Origin of the sequence: Streptomyces sp. B21-105, assembly GCF_036898465.1 — a bacterium.
In the GTDB taxonomy this organism is placed as follows: Bacteria; Actinomycetota; Actinomycetes; order Streptomycetales; family Streptomycetaceae; genus Streptomyces.
Genome location: NZ_JARUMJ010000001.1, coordinates 2,728,404 through 2,746,368, shown reverse-complemented (window position 1 = coordinate 2,746,368; position 17,965 = coordinate 2,728,404). Strand labels below are relative to the sequence as shown.

At 70.1% G+C, this 17,965-nt stretch carries 15 protein-coding genes and 1 riboswitch; of the genes, 11 read left to right on the top strand and 4 right to left on the bottom strand.

The features are described from left to right. Positions 1-72 precede the first annotated feature (72 nt). Positions 73-2,025 carry a hypothetical protein gene (locus QA802_RS12400; protein ID WP_334521226.1) on the bottom strand — a complete coding sequence of 651 codons (1,953 nt, stop codon included), beginning with the start codon at positions 2,023-2,025 and terminating at the stop codon, positions 73-75. A 190-nt stretch (positions 2,026-2,215) separates the two neighbouring features. After that, entirely contained in the window at positions 2,216-2,425 is a 210-nt protein-coding gene (locus QA802_RS12395; protein ID WP_319167709.1) for a hypothetical protein, read from the bottom strand. Positions 2,426-2,555: 130 nt separating this feature from the next. On the opposite strand from QA802_RS12395, the gene QA802_RS12390 reads away from it, so the two are divergent. Continuing rightward, positions 2,556-3,530: a carbohydrate kinase family protein gene (locus QA802_RS12390; RefSeq protein WP_334521223.1), complete on the top strand. Its 975-nt coding sequence runs from the start codon at positions 2,556-2,558 to the stop codon at positions 3,528-3,530. Between the two features lie 46 nt (positions 3,531-3,576). On the opposite strand, the gene QA802_RS12385 is transcribed toward QA802_RS12390, so the two are convergent. Beyond that, positions 3,577-5,034: a cysteine desulfurase/sulfurtransferase TusA family protein gene (locus tag QA802_RS12385; protein ID WP_334521220.1), complete on the bottom strand. Its 1,458-nt coding sequence runs from the start codon at positions 5,032-5,034 to the stop codon at positions 3,577-3,579. 411 nt (positions 5,035-5,445) lie between these two features. Here QA802_RS12385 and ctaC point away from each other — a divergent pair, with 411 nt between their 5' ends. The 4 genes from ctaC (at position 5,446) to QA802_RS12365 (ending at position 9,948) form a co-directional block, all read left to right on the top strand. Continuing rightward, positions 5,446-6,438, top strand: coding sequence for an aa3-type cytochrome oxidase subunit II (gene ctaC / locus QA802_RS12380; protein ID WP_443042094.1), 993 nt, complete (start codon positions 5,446-5,448; stop codon positions 6,436-6,438). Beyond that, complete coding sequence (gene ctaD, locus QA802_RS12375; protein WP_319167704.1) at positions 6,435-8,171, top strand: aa3-type cytochrome oxidase subunit I; 1,737 nt, start codon at positions 6,435-6,437, stop codon at positions 8,169-8,171. Before ctaC ends, ctaD begins: the two co-directional genes overlap by 4 nt. Next, the gene (locus tag QA802_RS12370; RefSeq protein ID WP_334521216.1) at positions 8,168-8,566 is read left to right on the top strand and encodes a cytochrome c oxidase subunit 4; all 399 of its coding nucleotides are present in this window, start codon (positions 8,168-8,170) and stop codon (positions 8,564-8,566) included. Before ctaD ends, QA802_RS12370 begins: the two co-directional genes overlap by 4 nt. Positions 8,567-8,697: 131 nt before the next feature. Further along, complete coding sequence (locus tag QA802_RS12365; RefSeq protein ID WP_334521213.1) at positions 8,698-9,948, top strand: L,D-transpeptidase; 1,251 nt, start codon at positions 8,698-8,700, stop codon at positions 9,946-9,948. Positions 9,949-10,053: 105 nt separating this feature from the next. On the opposite strand, the gene QA802_RS12360 is transcribed toward QA802_RS12365, so the two are convergent. Then, positions 10,054-10,458 carry a response regulator gene (locus tag QA802_RS12360; protein WP_334521210.1) on the bottom strand — a complete coding sequence of 135 codons (405 nt, stop codon included), beginning with the start codon at positions 10,456-10,458 and terminating at the stop codon, positions 10,054-10,056. A gap of 178 nt (positions 10,459-10,636) precedes the next feature. On the opposite strand from QA802_RS12360, the gene ctaE reads away from it, so the two are divergent. The 6 genes from ctaE (at position 10,637) to QA802_RS12330 (ending at position 17,811) form a co-directional block, all read left to right on the top strand. Beyond that, positions 10,637-11,257 carry an aa3-type cytochrome oxidase subunit III gene (gene ctaE, locus QA802_RS12355; protein ID WP_057579930.1) on the top strand — a complete coding sequence of 207 codons (621 nt, stop codon included), beginning with the start codon at positions 10,637-10,639 and terminating at the stop codon, positions 11,255-11,257. Between the two features lie 62 nt (positions 11,258-11,319). Next, positions 11,320-12,132, top strand: coding sequence for a cytochrome bc1 complex diheme cytochrome c subunit (gene qcrC, locus QA802_RS12350; protein ID WP_319167697.1), 813 nt, complete (start codon positions 11,320-11,322; stop codon positions 12,130-12,132). Next, positions 12,129-13,187: a cytochrome bc1 complex Rieske iron-sulfur subunit gene (gene qcrA / locus QA802_RS12345; protein ID WP_319167695.1), complete on the top strand. Its 1,059-nt coding sequence runs from the start codon at positions 12,129-12,131 to the stop codon at positions 13,185-13,187. Before qcrC ends, qcrA begins: the two co-directional genes overlap by 4 nt. Then, on the top strand, positions 13,184-14,839 hold the full coding sequence (qcrB, locus tag QA802_RS12340; RefSeq protein ID WP_334521203.1) for a cytochrome bc1 complex cytochrome b subunit: 1,656 nt from the start codon (positions 13,184-13,186) through the stop codon (positions 14,837-14,839). Before qcrA ends, qcrB begins: the two co-directional genes overlap by 4 nt. A 126-nt stretch (positions 14,840-14,965) precedes the next feature. Then, positions 14,966-16,030, top strand: coding sequence for an anthranilate phosphoribosyltransferase (trpD, locus tag QA802_RS12335; RefSeq protein WP_334521200.1), 1,065 nt, complete (start codon positions 14,966-14,968; stop codon positions 16,028-16,030). A gap of 119 nt (positions 16,031-16,149) precedes the next feature. After that, a riboswitch (SAM riboswitch) is annotated at positions 16,150-16,266 on the top strand. A 180-nt stretch (positions 16,267-16,446) separates the two neighbouring features. Further along, positions 16,447-17,811, top strand: coding sequence for an aminotransferase class V-fold PLP-dependent enzyme (locus QA802_RS12330; protein ID WP_334521197.1), 1,365 nt, complete (start codon positions 16,447-16,449; stop codon positions 17,809-17,811). The last annotated feature ends 154 nt before the right edge of the window (positions 17,812-17,965 follow it).

Below are 17,965 nucleotides of genomic sequence, written 5' to 3'. Positions count from 1 at the left end.
CGGCTGAGCCACGCGAAAGGCGGCGGCCCCCTTTTGAGGGGGGCCGCCGCCTTCGTGCTGCGCTCCGAGGGGCTACCGGGCCTGCGGAAGCCGGGCCCCCGGCTTCTCCAGCGGGACGCCCGCGCCGTCCGACCCGACCACCTTCCGGGCGCCCAGCGGCTCGTCCAGCTGCACGACCTGGTGGTACTCCTTGGCGATCATGATGCAGACCTTGTCCGGCCAGGGCGTCTGCGTGACGGTGACCCTCACCTCGTCCTTGCTCTCCGTCGCCGTCGCCTTGTAGTCGGCGCACACCCCGCCGGTGAAGGCGACGGTCAGCTCCCTGCCCTCCGCGGAGTAGCCGTCCACCCGCACGTCACGAGTGGCCGAGGAGCCGGACGGCCGCGGCGTGGGGGTCGGCGTCGTCGCGGACTTCAGATACGCGGGCTCGACGGCCGGCTGCGCCACGGTGTACCCGTCCGCACCGCCCGCCGCCCGCACGGCGAACAGCCAGGACGGCACGAGGACCTGCCGGCCGCCCGAGGTGTGCGGGGCCAGGCCGAGCACCGCGTCCTCGACGGTCGCCGTCTGCCGCTTCGGAGCGGACGTCGACGTGCCGCACGGGCTCTCCAGTCGTTCCTTCAGCGGCACCGGGCTGGCGCAGCCGCCGATGCCCATCCGGTGGCCGGTCCCCGGCGCGGAGTTCAGCGCGTCCAGCGCCTCCTGCGCGCTCACCAGGGGATAGACGTCCCCCTTCGCGGGCGCCTCCAGCTGCCCGTTCCCGGCGACGACCTCGCCCTGTGCGTTGACGCTGATCCCGGTCGTCCAGCTGTAGGTCGGCAGCCCGCCGACCACCGGGTCGGCGTTCACCATGCGCTGCGCGCCCATGGTCAGGCTCGCGTCCACCTTGGCGTCGTCCTGCCCGAGCGCCTTCAGGATCGGCGCGGCCGCCTTCTTCGCGGCTGCCTCGCTCACCGGCTCGTCGGTGGCCGGCGTCGGGGACTGGGACCGGGACTGTGACTGGGCGCACTTGTCGCTGAACGCGGTGCAGTTGTCGGTGCCCGGGGCGTACCGGGTGAAGGTCCACATGCCGGGCGCCTGCCGGTTCACCCGCAGCGCCGGCCCCGAGCTGTCGCCGGCGCCGATCCGCCAGGCCTCGCCGTCGGCCACCGGCGTGCCGTCGACCCCCAGCGCCTTCGCCAGCCGGGCCGCCTCGTCCGCGGTGACCTCGCCCTTCGCCCAGTACACGGGCGCGGAGCCGGGACCGGCGGGCAGGGTGGCGCCGGCCTGGTAGGTCACCCCGTAGGGGTTGGGCTCGCCGGGCGCGATGCCGTTCGGGGCGCTCCGGGAGGCGCCCGTGCCCGCGGTGTGGTCGTCCAGTGCGAGCACGGCGGGGGAGCCGTCACCGGAGGGCGATCCCGGACCGGAGCCGCCGCCCGAGCCGCTCACCGTGTCGGCGGTCAGATACGCGCCACCGCCGCCCACCAGCAGCACGGCCGCCGTGACCGAGGCGATGAGAAGGGGGGAGCGGCGCCGAGGTCCGGGAGCGGGCCCCCCGTGGCCCACCGCGCCGACGACGGGCTCGTCCCGACCGCCATGGGCGGCGTCGCCGGCGTCGGCATCCGCCGCCCCGGGAACACCGTCGTGAGCATTGGCTTCGCCCGAGGCGGCGAGCTCGTCGTGAACACCGGCGTCGTCCGAGTCGGTGACGGGGGCCTCTGGCGAAGCGCCGGCGCCGGACTCCTGCGGGCCGCCGGCGTCCTGGGAGGCAGCGGACTCCGCCGCGACCTCGTCCAAAACAGCGGGCCCGGCCTCAGCGGGTTTGGCGTCCGCAGGCCCGGCGTCCGCATGCCCGGCCTCCTCGCCGTCGGCGCCCGAGGGCTCAGCCTCCGCCTGCCCGGACCCTCGCCGCTGCGCCTGCTCGGCGTCCTGTGTCTGCTCGGCGTCCTGCGCTTGCGCCCGCGCCTTCGCCTCGGCGGAAGACGGCTTCCCCGTCTTCTCCGGCTCGCGCGCGGCGTCGTCGTTCTCGGGTCGCTCGGTGTTCACCGCATCGCTCCTTCGGCTGCCCTGCTGTCGTACCTCGCATCCCCTTCACGAGGGACGCCGATGGGACGCGACGGGGGAGCGCACGGTTCCCTTCCGCGCGCCGTACCGAAGGAAATATCGGGGGATCACCCCAGGGGCCACTCGGCAAAGTGGTCCGAACGGCCGGTCCTGGGTGATCTAGGGGCCGGTCCTAGTTGCCGTAGTCCGGCATCGCCTCCAGCAGTCGCGCCGACGTCGCCGGAACGTTCACGCCGTGGATGAGCGACGGGGAGACCGGGCGGGAAGTGATCTTCTCCGGGGCGGCCCAGTGCGGAGCCATCCGCGCGCAGTCACCGCGCAGCGACGCGAGGCCGCCGTCGAGGTCGGCCGGAGCGGGCGCGTGGACCTTGAGGTTCGTCATAGTCGAACGGTAGGCACGCCGCGGCCCACGAAGAAAGATCTACTATCGGGTAGTTTCCGCTGCTGCGGTGGCGCGAGCCGACCGGGTAGCGTGAACTGTCAATCCCCCTCCCCTCAGGAGAGTCCACGCCGTGCGCATCGCAGTCACCGGCTCCATCGCGACAGACCACCTCATGACGTTCCCCGGCCGCTTCGCCGATCAGCTCGTCGCGGACCGTCTCCATACGGTCTCGCTCTCCTTCCTGGTCGACAACCTGGACGTCCGCCGGGGCGGGGTGGGCGCGAACGTCGCCTTCGGCATGGGACAACTCGGTACCCGCCCCATCCTGGTCGGCGCGGCGGGCGCGGACTTCGACGAGTACCGGGCCTGGCTCGACCGGCACGGCGTCGACACGGCCTCGGTCCGCATCTCCGAGACCCTGCACACCGCCCGCTTCGTGTGCACCACCGACGCCGACCACAACCAGATCGGCTCCTTCTACACGGGCGCGATGAGCGAGGCCCGACTGATCGAGCTGAAGACCGTCGCCGACCGCGTGGGCGGCCTCGACCTGGTCCTGATCGGCGCCGACGACCCGGAGGCCATGCTCCGGCACACCGAGGAGTGCCGGTCCCGCACGATCCCCTTCGCCGCCGACTTCTCCCAGCAGATCGCCCGCATGAACGGCGACGAGATCCGGATACTGCTGGAGGGCGCCTCGTACCTCTTCTCCAACGAGTACGAGAAGGGCCTCATCGAGTCGAAGACGGGCTGGTCGGACGCCGAGATCCTGGCCAAGGTCGGCCACCGCGTGACCACCCTCGGCGCGCGCGGCGTCCGCATCGAGCGGGACGGCGAGGACCCGATCGAGGTCGGCTGCCCGGAGGAGGAGGCCAAGGTCGACCCCACCGGCGTCGGCGACGCCTTCCGCGCCGGCTTCCTCTCCGGCCTCGCCTGGGGCGTCTCCCACGAGCGCGCCGCGCAGATCGGCTGCATGCTCGCCACGCTGGTGATCGAGACGGTCGGCACGCAGGAGTACCAGCTGCGTCGCGCCCACTTCATGGAGCGCTTCACCAAGGCGTACGGCGAGGAGGCCGGCGCCGAGGTCCGCAAGCACCTGGCCTGACCTCAGGCCCAGAACCCCGCCTGACCCAGGCCCAGAAGCGGCCGACTCAGGAGAGCCGGCGGACCACGTAGGCAGAGCCTCGGTCCGCCGGCTCCTCACCGGCGTACTCCTGCCCCCGCATCTCGCACCACGCGGGGATGTCGAGCCGGGCCGCCTCGTCGTCGGACAGCACCCGCACCGTGCCGCCCACCGGCACCTCCCCGATGACCTTCGCCAACTCGATGACAGGGATCGGGCACCGCCTGCCCAGCGCGTCCACCACAAGCACGTCCCCCACCGGCGAGCCCCCCACCGGCGTGTCCACGACCGGTGTGTCCACGACCGGTGTGTCCCCGGCCGGCGCGACCTTCCGCGGATCCGCCGGACCGGGCAGAGGCGGCGCCCCGAGCTTCTCCCGCACCGCCGCCACGGCCCCCGGCAGCACGTCCAGGAACCGCTCCACGTCGTCCGCGGCCGCCCCCGTCGGCAACGAGACCCGCACGTTTCCCTCACTCAGCACCCCCATCGCCCGCAGCACATGGCTGGGCGTCAGCGTGCTGCTGGTGCAGGACGACCCGGACGAGACCGAGAAACCCGCCCGGTCCAGCTCGTGCAGCAGCGCCTCCCCGTCCGCGTACAGACAGGAGAAGGTGACGATCCCGGGCAGTCGCCGCTCCGGATCCCCGACGACCTCCACTTCCGGGACGAGGGCCGCCACCCGCGCGCGGATCCGCGCCGTCAGCTCCCGCAGCCGGTCCGCCTCGGCCGCCCCCTGAGCCCGCACCGCCCGCAGCGAGGCCGCCGCGGCCACGATCGCCGGAAGGTTCTCGAACCCGGCCGCCCGCCCCGACTCCCGCTCGTCCACGGGCCCTTGCGGCGCGAACCGGACGCCCTTGCGCACGACGAGCAGCCCGACGCCCGAGGGCCCGCCCCACTTGTGCGCGCTCGCCGCCAGCAGCGACCAGGGCCCCTCCACTGCCGCCCACCCCAGCGACTGCGCGGCGTCCACCAGCAATGGCACTCCCGCCTCCCGGCACAGCTCGGCCACCGCGGCCACCGGCTGCTCGGTGCCCACCTCGTGGTTGGCCGACTGCAGACAGGCCAGCGCGGTGTCGGAGCGCAGGGCGTCGGCGTACGACTCGACGGCGACCGCACCGGTCCGCGTCACAGGCGTCCGGGTCACCACCCCGCCCTCAGCCTCGAACGCCTCGGCCGAATGCAGTACCGAGGAGTGTTCGACGGCTGACACGATCAGGTGACGTCCGACCCGCCGACGCCCCGCCAGCGCGCCCGCGATCCCGGAGTGCACGGCCCGCGTCCCGGAGGACGTGAACACCAGCTCGTCCGGCCGGCAGCCGACGGCCTCGGCCGCCGCCTCCCGCGCCGCGTCCAGCAGCATCCGGGCCCGCCGACCCTCCCGGTACAGACGGCCGGGATCGGCCCACCCCTCGTCGAGCGAGGCCGACAGGGCCTGACGGGCGACGGGATGCAGGGGGGCGGCCGATGCGGCGTCGAAGTAGGACACGCCTCAACGGTAGAGCGCCGGTGCGGCCGGCACCGGCCGGTACCCCCGCGGAGCGGGACCGCCCCGGTCCGCGACTCCGCCCCGCGGGCGCGACCGGTCACGCGTGCCGCAGCCGCGACAACCGAGACCGGTCACGCGTGCCGCATCCGTGACACCAGCAACCCGTCACGCCCGCCGCAGCCGTGAGACCAGCCGCATTGACGAGCTATGAGGCGCTATCAGGCGCTCGTCCCACTCCTTCGAGGTGACCGGCGGCGCGTATGCCACCCTCCCCGCGACCCCCCGGAGGGCGTCGGCTAGGGTTTGGTCCGCATAAACATCCAAACCCCTGCCCGACGCAGGGCGGCGACCGACCAGCGAGAAGGCAGGCCGCAGCCAACCGCGCGGGCGAGACTCTCGGGAAGGCGCTACGTGAGTCCCAACGGCTCCGACCTCCCCCGCTGCCTGAAGGGCGCGGGTGGTACCCCCACGTCGCGGCGCCCGATGCGGCGGAAGCTGCTGCAGGCAATGACCGCGGGCCTGGTCCTGGCGACCGCCACCGGTTGCACATACAAGGACTTCCCCCGCCTTGGTATGCCCACCCCGGTCACAGAAGAGGCTCCGCGGATCCTCTCCCTGTGGCAGGGCTCCTGGGCTGCCGCGCTGGCCACCGGCGTGCTGGTGTGGGGCCTGATCCTGTGGAGTGCTTTCTTCCACCGGCGCAGCCGCACAAAGGTCGAAGTTCCTCCGCAGACCCGGTACAACATGCCCATCGAGGCGCTGTACACGGTCGTCCCCATCATCATCGTCTCGGTGCTGTTCTACTTCACGGCACGTGACGAGTCGAAGCTGCTGAGCCTCGACAAGAAGCCGGATGTCACGGTCAACGTGGTGGGCTTCCAGTGGAGCTGGTGCTTCAACTACATCGAGAACGTCGACGGCTCCACCGGGGACGCGAAGACCGACGAGGACCTGGCCGCGATCCCGGACAGGTACAAGAAGGACTTCCCGTCCGACGCGGGCGGCGTCTACACCTGCGGCACCCCCGGCGAGCGGAACCCGGACACCAACAACCCAGGCCCGACCCTCTGGCTCCCCAAGGGCAAGACGGTCCGGTTCGTCCTCACCTCTCGTGACGTCATCCACTCCTTCTGGGTGGTGCCGTTCCTGATGAAGCAGGACGTCATCCCGGGCCACACCAACTCCTTCCAGGTGACGCCCAACCGCGAGGGCACCTTCATGGGCAAGTGCGCCGAGCTGTGCGGCGTCGACCACTCCCGGATGCTCTTCAACGTGAAGGTCGTCTCTCCGGAGGTCTACGAGAAGCACCTGAAGGACATCGCCAAGAACGGGCAGACCGGTTACGTTCCGGCCGGCATCGAGCAGACGAGCCCCGAGAAGAACCGGGAGTCGAACATCCTGTGAGCATCCTCAACGAACCCCAGGGTGCCTCCGCAGCCGAGGACTCGTACGAGAACGAGCTGCCGGTCAGGCGCAGGCAGCCCGGCAACGTCGTGGTGAAGTGGCTGACGACCACCGACCACAAGACCATCGGTACGTTGTACCTGGTCACGTCGTTCGCGTTCTTCTGCATCGGCGGCGTCATGGCGCTCCTCATGCGTGCCGAGCTGGCCCGCCCCGGCCTGCAGATCATGTCGAACGAGCAGTTCAACCAGGCGTTCACGATGCACGGCACGATCATGCTGCTGATGTTCGCGACGCCGCTGTTCGCCGGTTTCACGAACTGGATCATGCCGCTGCAGATCGGCGCGCCCGACGTGGCGTTCCCGCGGCTGAACATGTTCGCCTACTGGCTCTACCTGTTCGGCTCGACCATCGCCGTGGGCGGCTTCCTCACCCCGCAGGGTGCGGCCGACTTCGGCTGGTTCGCCTACTCTCCGCTGTCGGACGCCGTCCGCTCGCCGGGCATCGGCGCCGACCTGTGGATCATGGGCCTGGCCTTCTCCGGTTTCGGCACCATCCTCGGCGCGGTCAACTTCATCACCACGATCATCTGCATGCGCGCCCCCGGCATGACGATGTTCCGCATGCCGATCTTCACCTGGAACGTGCTGCTGACCGCGGTCCTGGTCCTGCTGGCCTTCCCCGTTCTCGCCGCCGCGCTGTTCGCGCTGGAGGCGGATCGGAAATTCGGGGCACATGTCTTCGACGCGGCCAACGGCGGCGCGTTGCTGTGGCAACACCTCTTCTGGTTCTTCGGCCATCCAGAGGTGTACATCATCGCCCTGCCGTTCTTCGGCATCATCTCCGAGGTCATCCCGGTCTTCTCCCGCAAGCCGATGTTCGGCTACATGGGCCTGATCGCCGCGACGGTCTCCATCGCCGGCCTGTCCGTGACGGTGTGGGCGCACCACATGTACGTCACCGGCGGAGTGCTGCTTCCGTTCTTCTCCTTCATGACGTTCCTCATCGCCGTTCCGACCGGCGTGAAGTTCTTCAACTGGATCGGAACGATGTGGAAGGGCTCGCTGTCCTTCGAGACACCGATGCTGTGGGCTACGGGCTTCCTCGTCACCTTCACCTTCGGTGGTCTGACCGGCGTCATCCTGGCCTCGCCGCCGATGGACTTCCACGTCTCCGACTCGTACTTCGTGGTGGCCCACTTCCACTACGTCGTCTTCGGCACGGTCGTCTTCGCGATGTTCTCCGGCTTCCACTTCTGGTGGCCGAAGATGACGGGCAAGATGCTCGACGAGCGGCTCGGCAAGATCACGTTCTGGACGCTGTTCATCGGCTTCCACGGCACCTTCCTGGTCCAGCACTGGCTGGGCGCCGAGGGCATGCCGCGTCGCTACGCGGACTACCTCGCGGCCGACGGATTCACCGCCCTGAACACGATCTCGACGATCAGCTCGTTCGTCCTCGGTCTGTCCGTGCTGCCGTTCCTCTACAACGTGTGGAAGACCGCCAAGTACGGCAAGCCGGTCGGCGTCGACGACCCGTGGGGCTACGGCCGCTCCCTGGAGTGGGCCACCTCCTGCCCGCCGCCGCGCCACAACTTCCTCACCCTGCCGCGGATCCGCAGTGAATCCCCGGCGTTCGACCTGCACCACCCGGAGATCGCCGCGCTCGAGCAGCTGGAGCACGCCGGTCACGGCGGCGGCGCCATCGCGGGCAGCAAGGAGGCCGGCAAGTGAAGATCCAGGGCAAGATGTTCGTCTGGCTGAGCGTCTTCGTCCTCGCCATGGCGATCGTCTATGGCGTGTGGTCGAAGGAGCCGGCCGGCACCACGGCGCTCTTCCTGTCCTTCGGCCTGTGCATCATGATCGGCTTCTACCTGGGTTTCACCGCCCGGCGGGTCGACGCGGGCGCGCAGGACAACAAGGAGGCGGACGTCGCGGACGATGCCGGCGAGCTGGGCTTCTTCAGCCCGCACAGCTGGCAGCCGCTGTCGCTCGCCATCGGCGGTGCGCTGGCCTTCCTCGGTGTCGCGGTCGGCTGGTGGCTGCTCTACTTCTCCGTCCCAATGATCATGATCGGTCTGTGGGGCTGGGTCTTCGAGTACTACCGCGGTGAGAACCGCACCCAGTAACACGCACTGAACGCGGCGAGAGCCCGGACACTCCGTCAGGAGGGCCCGGGCTCACGCTTTCGGCGTAACGGGCGTCCGCCGTCCGTGTCACCCGGCGCGCCGCCGCCTGGGCGGCTCCCTAGCGTGAAGTCATGAGCCACCAACGCCGCCCCCGCACCGTCGTCGGCTGCACCCTGCTGGTGATCGCCCTGTGCGCGGTCGCAAGCGGCTGCGGCTCCGACGGCAACCCGCTCTCCGCGCGCCCCTACGACGCGACGGACCAGATCTCCGTCAACGCCCCCGACGGTGACGGGAAGAAGGCCGACCCGGACAAACCCCTGGAGGTCACCGCCGACGACGACCGCATCGTGGACGTCACCGCCGTGGACGCCGCCGGCCGCTACGTGGCGGGCCGGCTCTCCGCCGACGGCAGCCGCTGGCACAGCACCGAACCCCTGGCCGCCGGCGCCCACTACACGGTCCGGGTGAGCACCGAGGACGACGACGGGGCGCCCGGCCGCCGGGTCCTCTCCTTCGACACCGGAAAGCCCACCGTCAAGAAGCGGCTGGGCGTCGAGTTCGGCCCCCAGGCGGGCGAGTACGGCGTCGGCCAGCCCGTCGTCGCCAAACTCGACCAGCCCGTCAAGGACCCCGCCCAGCGGGCCGTCGTCGAACGGGGGCTGAAAGTCACCTCCACGCCCTTCGCGCAGGGCGGCTGGCACTGGGTGGACGACAAGGAGCTCCACTACCGCCCCAAGGACTACTGGCCCGCCCACGCCACCGTCCGCGCCCACAGCAACCTGGACGGCATCAAGATCAGCGACCGGCTGTGGGGCGGCCCCGTGAAGGAGCTCAAACTGACCACCGGCGACCGGGTCGTCGCCGTGACGGACGCCGCGTCGCACTCCATGACGGTCTTCAAGAACAACCAGGAGATCAAGCAGATCCCCGTCACCACCGGCAAGCCCGGCTTCGACACCCGCAACGGCGTCAAGGTCGTCCTGGGCAAGGAGTACTACGTACGTATGCGCGGGACCACCGTCGGCATCGCCGAGGGCTCCTCGGACTCCTACGACCTGCCCGTCTACTACGCCACGCGCGTCACCTGGAGCGGCGAGTACGTCCACGCCGCCCCCTGGTCCGTGGGCTCCCAGGGATACGCGAACGTCAGCCACGGCTGCACCGGCATGAGCACGGCCAACGCCCAGTGGTTCTTCGACAACATCCGCCAGGGCGACGTCGTCCAGGTCGTCAACAGCAACGGCGACACCATGGAGACGTTCGGCAACGGCTTCGGCGACTGGAACCTCGACTGGGCCAAGTGGAGCAAGGGCAGCGCGTTGACGGGAGCCAAGCAGAGGACACAGCAGGAGACGGCCCGGCTGAGCCCGTCAGCGGTGTGACCCACCAGGGGCGCGAGGCCGACGACGAACCGCGCCCCGCCCCCCGAATCGCCCCTCTCCGAATCGCCGCGCGCCCCGCCACCGAGCCGCTGCGTCCCCGAGTCGCTACGCGCTCTGCTGCAGCGCCTTCGTCCGCAGCAGTGCGGCCAGCGCCCCCGCGAACTCCACGGGCTCCACAGGCAGCGTCACAGCCGCGTCCGCCCGGCTCCAGGTCGCGAGCCACGCGTCCTGCGGCCGCCCGATGAGCAGCAGCACCGGCGGGCACCGGAAGATCTCGTCCTTGAGCTGGCGGCACAGACCCATACCGCCCATGGGCGCGGTCTCCCCGTCGAGGACGACGACGTCGATGCCGCCCCTGTCGAGCTCCCGCAGCACCGCAGGGGCCGTCGCGCACTCCACGAACTCCACCACAGGGGCGTCCGGCGCGGGCCTGCGCCCGGTCGCGAGCCGCACCTGCTCCCGCGTGTTGGCGTCGTCGCTGTAGACCAGCACCGTGGCGGTCGCCTGCATGCTTCCTCCGTGACATCAGCGTCGTACGGACAGAACAGTTGCCGCGGATGCTACTCCCTCACCCACCTCGTCCACACCGCCCGGAACACCACTTCGATGGACCATCCGGGCCCTGCACACGGGGCTGACACTCCGAACGGCACCCCCCGGAGTGAGGGCGGGATAAGGGACCGACATAATGTCGGTCGTGGCGACAGCAACGACAGTAGAAACCGGGCACGCGCACCCGTCGGTCAATCGGCCGAACCTCACCAGCGTCGGAACCATCATCTGGCTGAGCTCCGAGCTGATGTTCTTCGCGGCCCTCTTCGCGATGTACTTCACCCTGCGATCGGTGACGGGTCCTGATCACTGGAAGGAGATGGCCGAGGCACTCAACCTCCCGTTCTCGGCCACCAACACCACGATCCTGGTGCTCTCCTCCCTCACCTGCCAGCTCGGCGTCTTCGCCGCCGAGCGCGGTGACGTGAAGAAGCTCAGGATGTGGTTCATCGTCACCTTCATCATGGGTGCGATCTTCATCGGCGGTCAGATCTACGAGTACACGGAGTTGGTGAAGAAGGACGGGCTCTCGCTCTCCTCCGACCCGTACGGCTCGGTGTTCTACCTGACCACCGGCTTCCACGGCATGCACGTGACGGGCGGCCTCATCGCCTTCCTGTTCGTCCTCGGGCGCACCTACGCGGCCAAGAGGTTCACCCACGAGCAGGCGACCGCGGCCATCGTCGTGTCCTACTACTGGCACTTCGTCGATGTCGTCTGGATCGGCCTCTTCGCCACGATCTACCTGATCAAGTAGCCGGGCCCGCTCCCGCACCTCCACAAGCATCGACGCAGAAGATCCTGACACCGGGGTAATCCGTGAAAAAGCTCTCCGCACGACGACGCCATCCGCTGGCGGCGCTCGTCGTCCTAGTCCTATCGCTGGCATGCACAGGGTGGCTGTTCTCCGCGCTCGCGCCCGCGAGCAAGGCGCAGGCAGACGACACCGCCCAGTCCCTCGCCATCGACGAGGGCAAGAAGCTCTATGCCGTCGGCTGCGCCAGCTGCCACGGCACCGGCGGTCAGGGCAGCTCCGACGGTCCGAGCCTGGTCGGCGTGGGCGCCGCGGCCGTCGACTTCCAGGTCGGCTCCGGCCGCATGCCGGCGGCGACCTCCCAGGGCCCGCAGGTGGTGAAGAAGAAGAACATCTACTCGCAGGCGCAGATCGACCAGCTCGCCGCGTACGTCGCCTCCCTGGGCGCCGGCCCGACCGTGCCGACCGAGGCCGAGTACGGCCCGGAGGGCGCGGACATCGCCAAGGGCGGCGACCTGTTCCGCACCAACTGCGCTCAGTGCCACAACTTCACCGGCAAGGGCGGCGCCCTGACGAAGGGCAAGTTCGCTCCGACCCTCGAGGACGTGGACCCGAAGCACATCTACGAGGCCATGCAGACCGGCCCGCAGAACATGCCCTCCTTCCCCGACACCACCCTGTCGGAGCAGAACAAGAAGGACATCATCGCGTACCTGCACGCGGTCAACAGCAGCGACACCGAGAACCCCGGTGGTCTGGAGCTGGGCGGCCTCGGGCCGGTCAGTGAGGGTCTGTTCGCCTGGATCTTCGGACTCGGCGCCCTGATCGCGGTCGCCGTCTGGGTCGCCGCTCGGACCGCAAAGGCCAAGAAGTCATGAGTAGCCAAGACATTCCAGAAGAGAACCTGCCCGTAGAGCAGGGCCACGCGCACGGCGCGGTGGACGTCGCGGACGAGCAGAACCCGTTCGCGGACCCCGGTCTGCCGCCCCACGAGCACCGCGTCCAGGACATCGACGAGCGGGCCGCCAAGCGGTCCGAGCGTGCCGTCGCCTTCCTGTTCACGCTGTCGATGCTCGCCACCGTCGGTTTCATCGCCTCGTTCGTGGCGATCCCCGCCGACAAGTCGATCTTCGTTTTCCCGATCGGCCACCTCAGCGCGCTGAACTTCGCGCTGGGTCTGACGCTGGGCACGGCGCTGTTCACCATCGGCGCCGGCGCGGTCCACTGGGCCCGCACCCTGATGTCGGACGTGGAGGTCGCCGACGAGCGTCACCCGATCGCCGCCGACCCCGAGGTCCGCGCCAAGGTCCACGCGGACTTCCGGCAGGGCGCCAAGGAGTCCGCGTTCGGCCGCCGCAAGCTGATCCGCAACACGCTGTTCGGCGCGGTCGCCCTGGTGCCGCTCTCCGGCGTCGTGCTGCTGCGCGACCTCGGCCCGCTGCCCGGGGACAAGCTGCGGCACACGCTGTGGGCGAAGGGCAAGCTGCTCGTCAACATGAACACGAACGAGCCGCTGCGTCCCTCGGACGTCGCGGTCGGTTCTCTCACCTTCGCCAAGCCCGAGGGCCTGGAGGAGCACGACGAGGACTTCCAGAACGAGATCGCCAAGGCGGCCCTGATGATCGTCCGGCTGCAGCCGGAGAACATCAAGGACAAGCGCGAGCTCGAGTGGTCGCACGACGGCATCGTGGCGTACTCGAAGATCTGCACCCACGTCGGTTGCCCGATCTCCCTGTACGAGCAGCAGACGCACCACGTGCTGTGCCCCTGCCACCAGTCCACCTTCGACCTCTCCGACGGCGCCCGAGTGATCTTCGGTCCCGCCGGTCACGCCCTGCCGCAGCTGCGCATCGGCGTGAACGACGAGGGCTACCTCGAGGCGCACGGCGACTTCGAGGAGCCCGTCGGTCCTGCTTTCTGGGAGCGCGGATGAGCACCACAGAGAACCACGAGAGCAACGAGCCCAACGAGTCCCGCGTACGCGGGAAGGCTCCGGCGGGCGAGCGGATCGCCGACTGGGCCGACGGCCGGCTGGGGATCTACTCCCTGGCCAAGGCCAACATGCGCAAGATCTTCCCCGACCACTGGTCGTTCATGCTCGGCGAAGTGTGCTTGTACAGCTTCATCATCATCATCCTGACGGGTGTGTATCTGACGCTGTTCTTCCACCCGTCGATGAACGAGGTGGAGTACCACGGCAGCTACGTCCCGCTCCAGGGACAGCTGATGTCCGAGGCGTTCAGCTCGACCCTGCACATCTCCTTCGACGTGCGCGGCGGTCTGCTCATCCGGCAGATCCACCACTGGGCGGCGCTGATCTTCCTCGCCGGCATGTTCGTGCACATGATGCGCGTGTTCTTCACGGGTGCGTTCCGCAAGCCGCGTGAGGTCAACTGGCTGTTCGGCTTCCTGCTGTTCGTGCTCGGCATGTTCACCGGGTTCACCGGTTACTCGCTCCCGGACGACCTGCTCTCGGGCACCGGTGTGCGCTTCACGCAGGGCGCGATCCTGGCGACGCCGGTCGTCGGCACGTACATCTCGTTCTTCCTCTTCGGCGGCGAGTTCCCCGGCCACGACTTCGTGGCGCGGTTCTACTCGATCCACATCCTGCTGCTGCCCGGCATCATGCTGGGCCTGGTGGTGGGCCACCTGATCCTGGTCTTCTACCACAAGCACACGCAGTTCGCGGGCCCCGGAAAGAGCAACAAGAACGTCGTCGGCATGCCGCTGCTGCCGGTGTACATGGCCAAGGCCGGAGGCTTCTTCTTCCTGGTCTTCGGCGTCATCGCGGTCATCGCGGCGATCGCGCAGATCAACCCGATCTGGGCGATGGGCCCCTACCGTCCGGACCAGGTGTCGACCGGCGCCCAGCCGGACTGGTACATGGGCTTCGCCGAAGGCCTGATCCGCTTCATGCCGGGCTGGGAGATCAACCTCTGGGGTCACACGCTCGTCCTCGGCGTGTTCATCCCGCTGGTCCTGTTCGGCGTGGTCCTCGCGGCGCTGGCGATGTACCCGTTCATCGAGGCCTGGGTCACCGGCGACAAGCGCGAGCACCACATCCTGGACCGCCCGCGCAACGCGCCGACCCGTACGGCGCTCGGCGTCGCCTGGGTCACGATGTACATGATCACGCTGGTCGGCGGTGGCAACGACCTGTGGGCCACCCACTTCCACCTGTCGATCAACTCGATCACCTGGTTCGTCCGGATCTTCTTCTTCGCCGGACCGGTCATCGCGTACATCCTCACCAAGCGGATCTGCCTCGGTCTGCAGCGCCGTGACCGGGACAAGGTGCTGCACGGCCGGGAGACCGGCACCATCAAGCGCCTGCCGCACGGTGAGTTCATCGAGATCCACGAGCCGCTCAGCCAGGAGCAGCTGCACACGCTCACCGCGCACGAGCAGTACGAGCCGGCCGCGATCGGCGCCACGGTCGACGAGAACGGCGTCGAGCGCAAGGTGACGGGCAAGGAGAAGCTCCGCGCCAAGATCAGCGGAGCGTACTTCGGCGAGGACCAGCAGATCCCGAAGCCCACCGTCGAGGAGTACAAGGAGATCACGAGCGGCCACGGCCACCACTGATCGCAAAGGCGTCGCCACGCCACGGTAGAAGGGGCCCCGTCCGGTTGTCGGACGGGGCCCTTTGCCGTGCCCGCGGGCTGGATAGGGTGGGGTTCACTCTGTTCTACGACACACGCAGGAGCGGCTATGAGCGCTGTGACCCCCGCTGGAGGCGACACCGCGGCGGGCCGTTCCTGGCCCGAGGTGCTGAACGGCCTGCTGTACGGCCGTGACCAGGGCGCGGACGCCACGTTCTGGGCGCTGGACCGGATCATGCGCGGCGAGGCGACCGACGCGCAGATCGCCGGGTTCGTGGTGGCGCTGCGGGCCAAGGGCGAGACCGTCGAGGAGATCAACGGGCTGGTCCGGGCGATGTACGAGCACGCCAACCTGATCGAGGTGCCGGGGCCGACCGTCGACGTCGTCGGCACGGGCGGCGACGGCGCGAAGACGGTCAACATCTCCACGATGTCGGCGATCGTCGTGGCCGGGGCCGGCGCGACGGTCGTCAAGCACGGCAACCGGGCCGCGTCCTCCGCGTCCGGCGCCTCGGACGTGCTGGAGAAGCTCGGCGTCAATCTGGAGCTGACCCCGCGCCGGGTGGCCGAGGTGGCGCAGGAGGCCGGGATCACCTTCTGCTTCGCGATCAAGTTCCATCCGGCGCTGCGTCATGTCGGCGCGGCGCGAGGCCAGTTGGGCATCCGCACGGTGTTCAACATCCTCGGCCCGCTGACCAATCCCGCCAAGGTGCGGGCGCAGGCCGTCGGCGTCGCCGATCCGCTCATGGCGCCGGTCGTCGCGGGTGTCTTCGCCGAGCGCGGCAACTCCTCCCTGGTCTTCCGGGGCGACGACGGCCTCGACGAGCTGACCACCACGGCCACCTCCCACGTGTGGGTGGTGCGCGACGGCAAGGTCACCGAGGAGACCTTCGACCCGCGCGACGTCGGCCTCGAGCTGGTGCCGGTCGAGGCACTGCGGGGCGGGGACCCCTCGTACAACGCGGAGGTCGCCCGCCGTCTGCTGGAGGGCGAGCGCGGCCCGGTGCGGGACGCCGTGCTGCTGAACTCGGCGGCGGCGCTCGTGGCGCTCGAGCCGGGCGGCGGGACGCTGGCCGAGGAGATCCGGGCCGGCATGGCACGAGCCGCTCAGTCGCTGGACTCCGGGGCGGCCAAGCGGGCGCTGGAGCGCTGGGTGGCCGCCAGCAACGCCTGACGCCCATGAGACGCGGTCCCGCCATCCGGACACGGGTTGCGGGACCGTGATCGGCTGCGGTCCCGCCATCCGGACACGGGTTGCGGGACCGTGATCGGCTCGCGTAGTTTCCTGTATCAGGTCATGAGTGACAGTCATGAGGCCCCGGCCGACTGTCCGGCAACCCTCCGTCCGTGGCGGGGTGCCCCGGGTGAAGACCAGGCTGTGGGCAGCGAGGTCCACGGCAAGCGCGGATCCCTCGCACTCTTTCGAGTGAGAACGCCAGGGGTCCTGGGTCGTCCGAGGGAGTCTCCTGTGAGCAAGCGAATGCGCTAGGGCGTCGAGCCCCGCCTCCGCACACCCTTTCCCACCCTTCCACCGTGCTCGAGCCACGCCGCTCGCACGGCGGTCCCCCTTTCCTCTCACGGGAGTTCGCCATGTCCCTCTCCACCGCTGCCGTCGTCCGCCCTGTTTGTGCCCCGCTGGACGTTCTGGGACGGGATGTCACCGTCCCGCTCGTCACCGGCGGCGAGGTCGCCTACGCGGCCCTCGACTACGCGGCCAGCGCCCCCGCCCTCCAGCGCGTCTGGGACGACGTCGCCGCCTACGCCCCGTACTACGGCAGCGTGCACCGCGGCGCCGGCTACCTCTCCCAGCTCTCGACGGACCTCTTCGAGAACGCCCGCGGGACCGTCGCCGAGTTCCTCGACTGCCGTCCCGACGACCAGCTGGTCTTCACCCGCTCGACGACGGACTCCCTCAACCTGCTGGCACGTGCCCTGCCCGCCGACTGCCAGGTCTTCGTCTTCGAGACCGAGCACCACGCGGCCCTGCTGCCGTGGCAGGACGCCCGGGTCACCTGTCTCGACGCCCCGCGCACCCCGGGCCAGGCCGTACGGACCCTGGAGCGGGCCCTCGCGGCCCGCGACCCGCACGGCCCGGCGCTGGTCTGCGTCACCGGCGCCTCGAACGTCACCGGCGAGCTGTGGCCGGTGCGCGAGCTGGCGGCGGCGGCGCACGCCCACGGCGCCCGGATCGTCCTGGACGCCGCCCAGCTGGCCCCGCACCACCCGGTGTCGGTCCAGGATCTCGACGTCGACTGGATCGCCTTCTCCGGCCACAAGCTGTACGCCCCCTTCGGCTCCGGCGTGCTGGCCGGCCGCGCGGACTGGCTGGTCGCGGCGGACCCCTACCTCGCGGGCGGCGGCGCCAGTCGCAAGGTCACCCGGCGCGAGGACGGGGGCGTGGACGTGGAGTGGCACGAGAGTGCGGCCCGCCACGAGGCCGGCTCCCCGAACGTGATCGGCGCCTACTCCATCGCGTCCGCCTGCCGGGCCCTCACCGAGGCCGGCTTCGACGCCCTGGTCGCGCGCGAACGGCGCCTGATCGAGAAGGTGCGCACCGGCCTCGCGGAGGTCCCGCAGGTCCGGGTCCTCTCCCTCTTCGGCGACGACGCCCCGCGCGTCGGCGTGATCTCCTTCGTCGTCGAGGGCTGGAACAGCTCGCACTTCGCCGCGGCCCTGTCCGCCGAGTACGGCATCGGCGTCCGCGACGGCCTCTTCTGCGCCCACCCCCTGGTCCGCACCCTCCTGGGCGGCGCCCCCGAGACGCAGGGCGAGTGCGGCGCCCCCGAGGCGGCTCCGGGCGAGAAGTCCCTCAACGCCATCCGCGTGAGCTTCGGCGCGGGCACGCCCGACGAGCACGTCGAACGCTTCGTGACCGCGGTCCGGGAACTGGTGACCGACGGAGCGAAGTGGCAGTACCGCACAGAAGACGGCCGCTGCGTCCCGGCCCTGACCTGACCCCGCGAACGACGGCCCCTCTGTGAGGGGGGGCGGACCAGGCCGCCCCGTGCGAGACGGCGCCTGCTCCGGCGAGGGCCGGGGGCAACCCCCTCAGGGGCGCGCCCGGCCCGACCGCACCCGCACCCGTGCGCGGCCCGCGGATGCCCCTGCC

What these genes read in the sequence shown, in the direction of transcription:
- QA802_RS12395 (WP_319167709.1), bottom strand. Translation starts at nt 2,425, where the DNA reads ATGACGAACCTCAAGGTCCACGCGCCCGCTCCGGCCGACCTCGACGGC.
- QA802_RS12365 (WP_334521213.1), top strand. Translation starts at nt 8,698, where the DNA reads ATGAGCCACCAACGCCGCCCCCGCACCGTCGTCGGCTGCACCCTGCTG.
- QA802_RS12360 (WP_334521210.1), bottom strand. Translation starts at nt 10,458, where the DNA reads ATGCAGGCGACCGCCACGGTGCTGGTCTACAGCGACGACGCCAACACG.
- ctaE (WP_057579930.1), top strand. Translation starts at nt 10,637, where the DNA reads ATGTCGGTCGTGGCGACAGCAACGACAGTAGAAACCGGGCACGCGCAC.
- qcrA (WP_319167695.1), top strand. Translation starts at nt 12,129, where the DNA reads ATGAGTAGCCAAGACATTCCAGAAGAGAACCTGCCCGTAGAGCAGGGC.
- qcrB (WP_334521203.1), top strand. Translation starts at nt 13,184, where the DNA reads ATGAGCACCACAGAGAACCACGAGAGCAACGAGCCCAACGAGTCCCGC.
- trpD (WP_334521200.1), top strand. Translation starts at nt 14,966, where the DNA reads ATGAGCGCTGTGACCCCCGCTGGAGGCGACACCGCGGCGGGCCGTTCC.
- QA802_RS12330 (WP_334521197.1), top strand. Translation starts at nt 16,447, where the DNA reads ATGTCCCTCTCCACCGCTGCCGTCGTCCGCCCTGTTTGTGCCCCGCTG.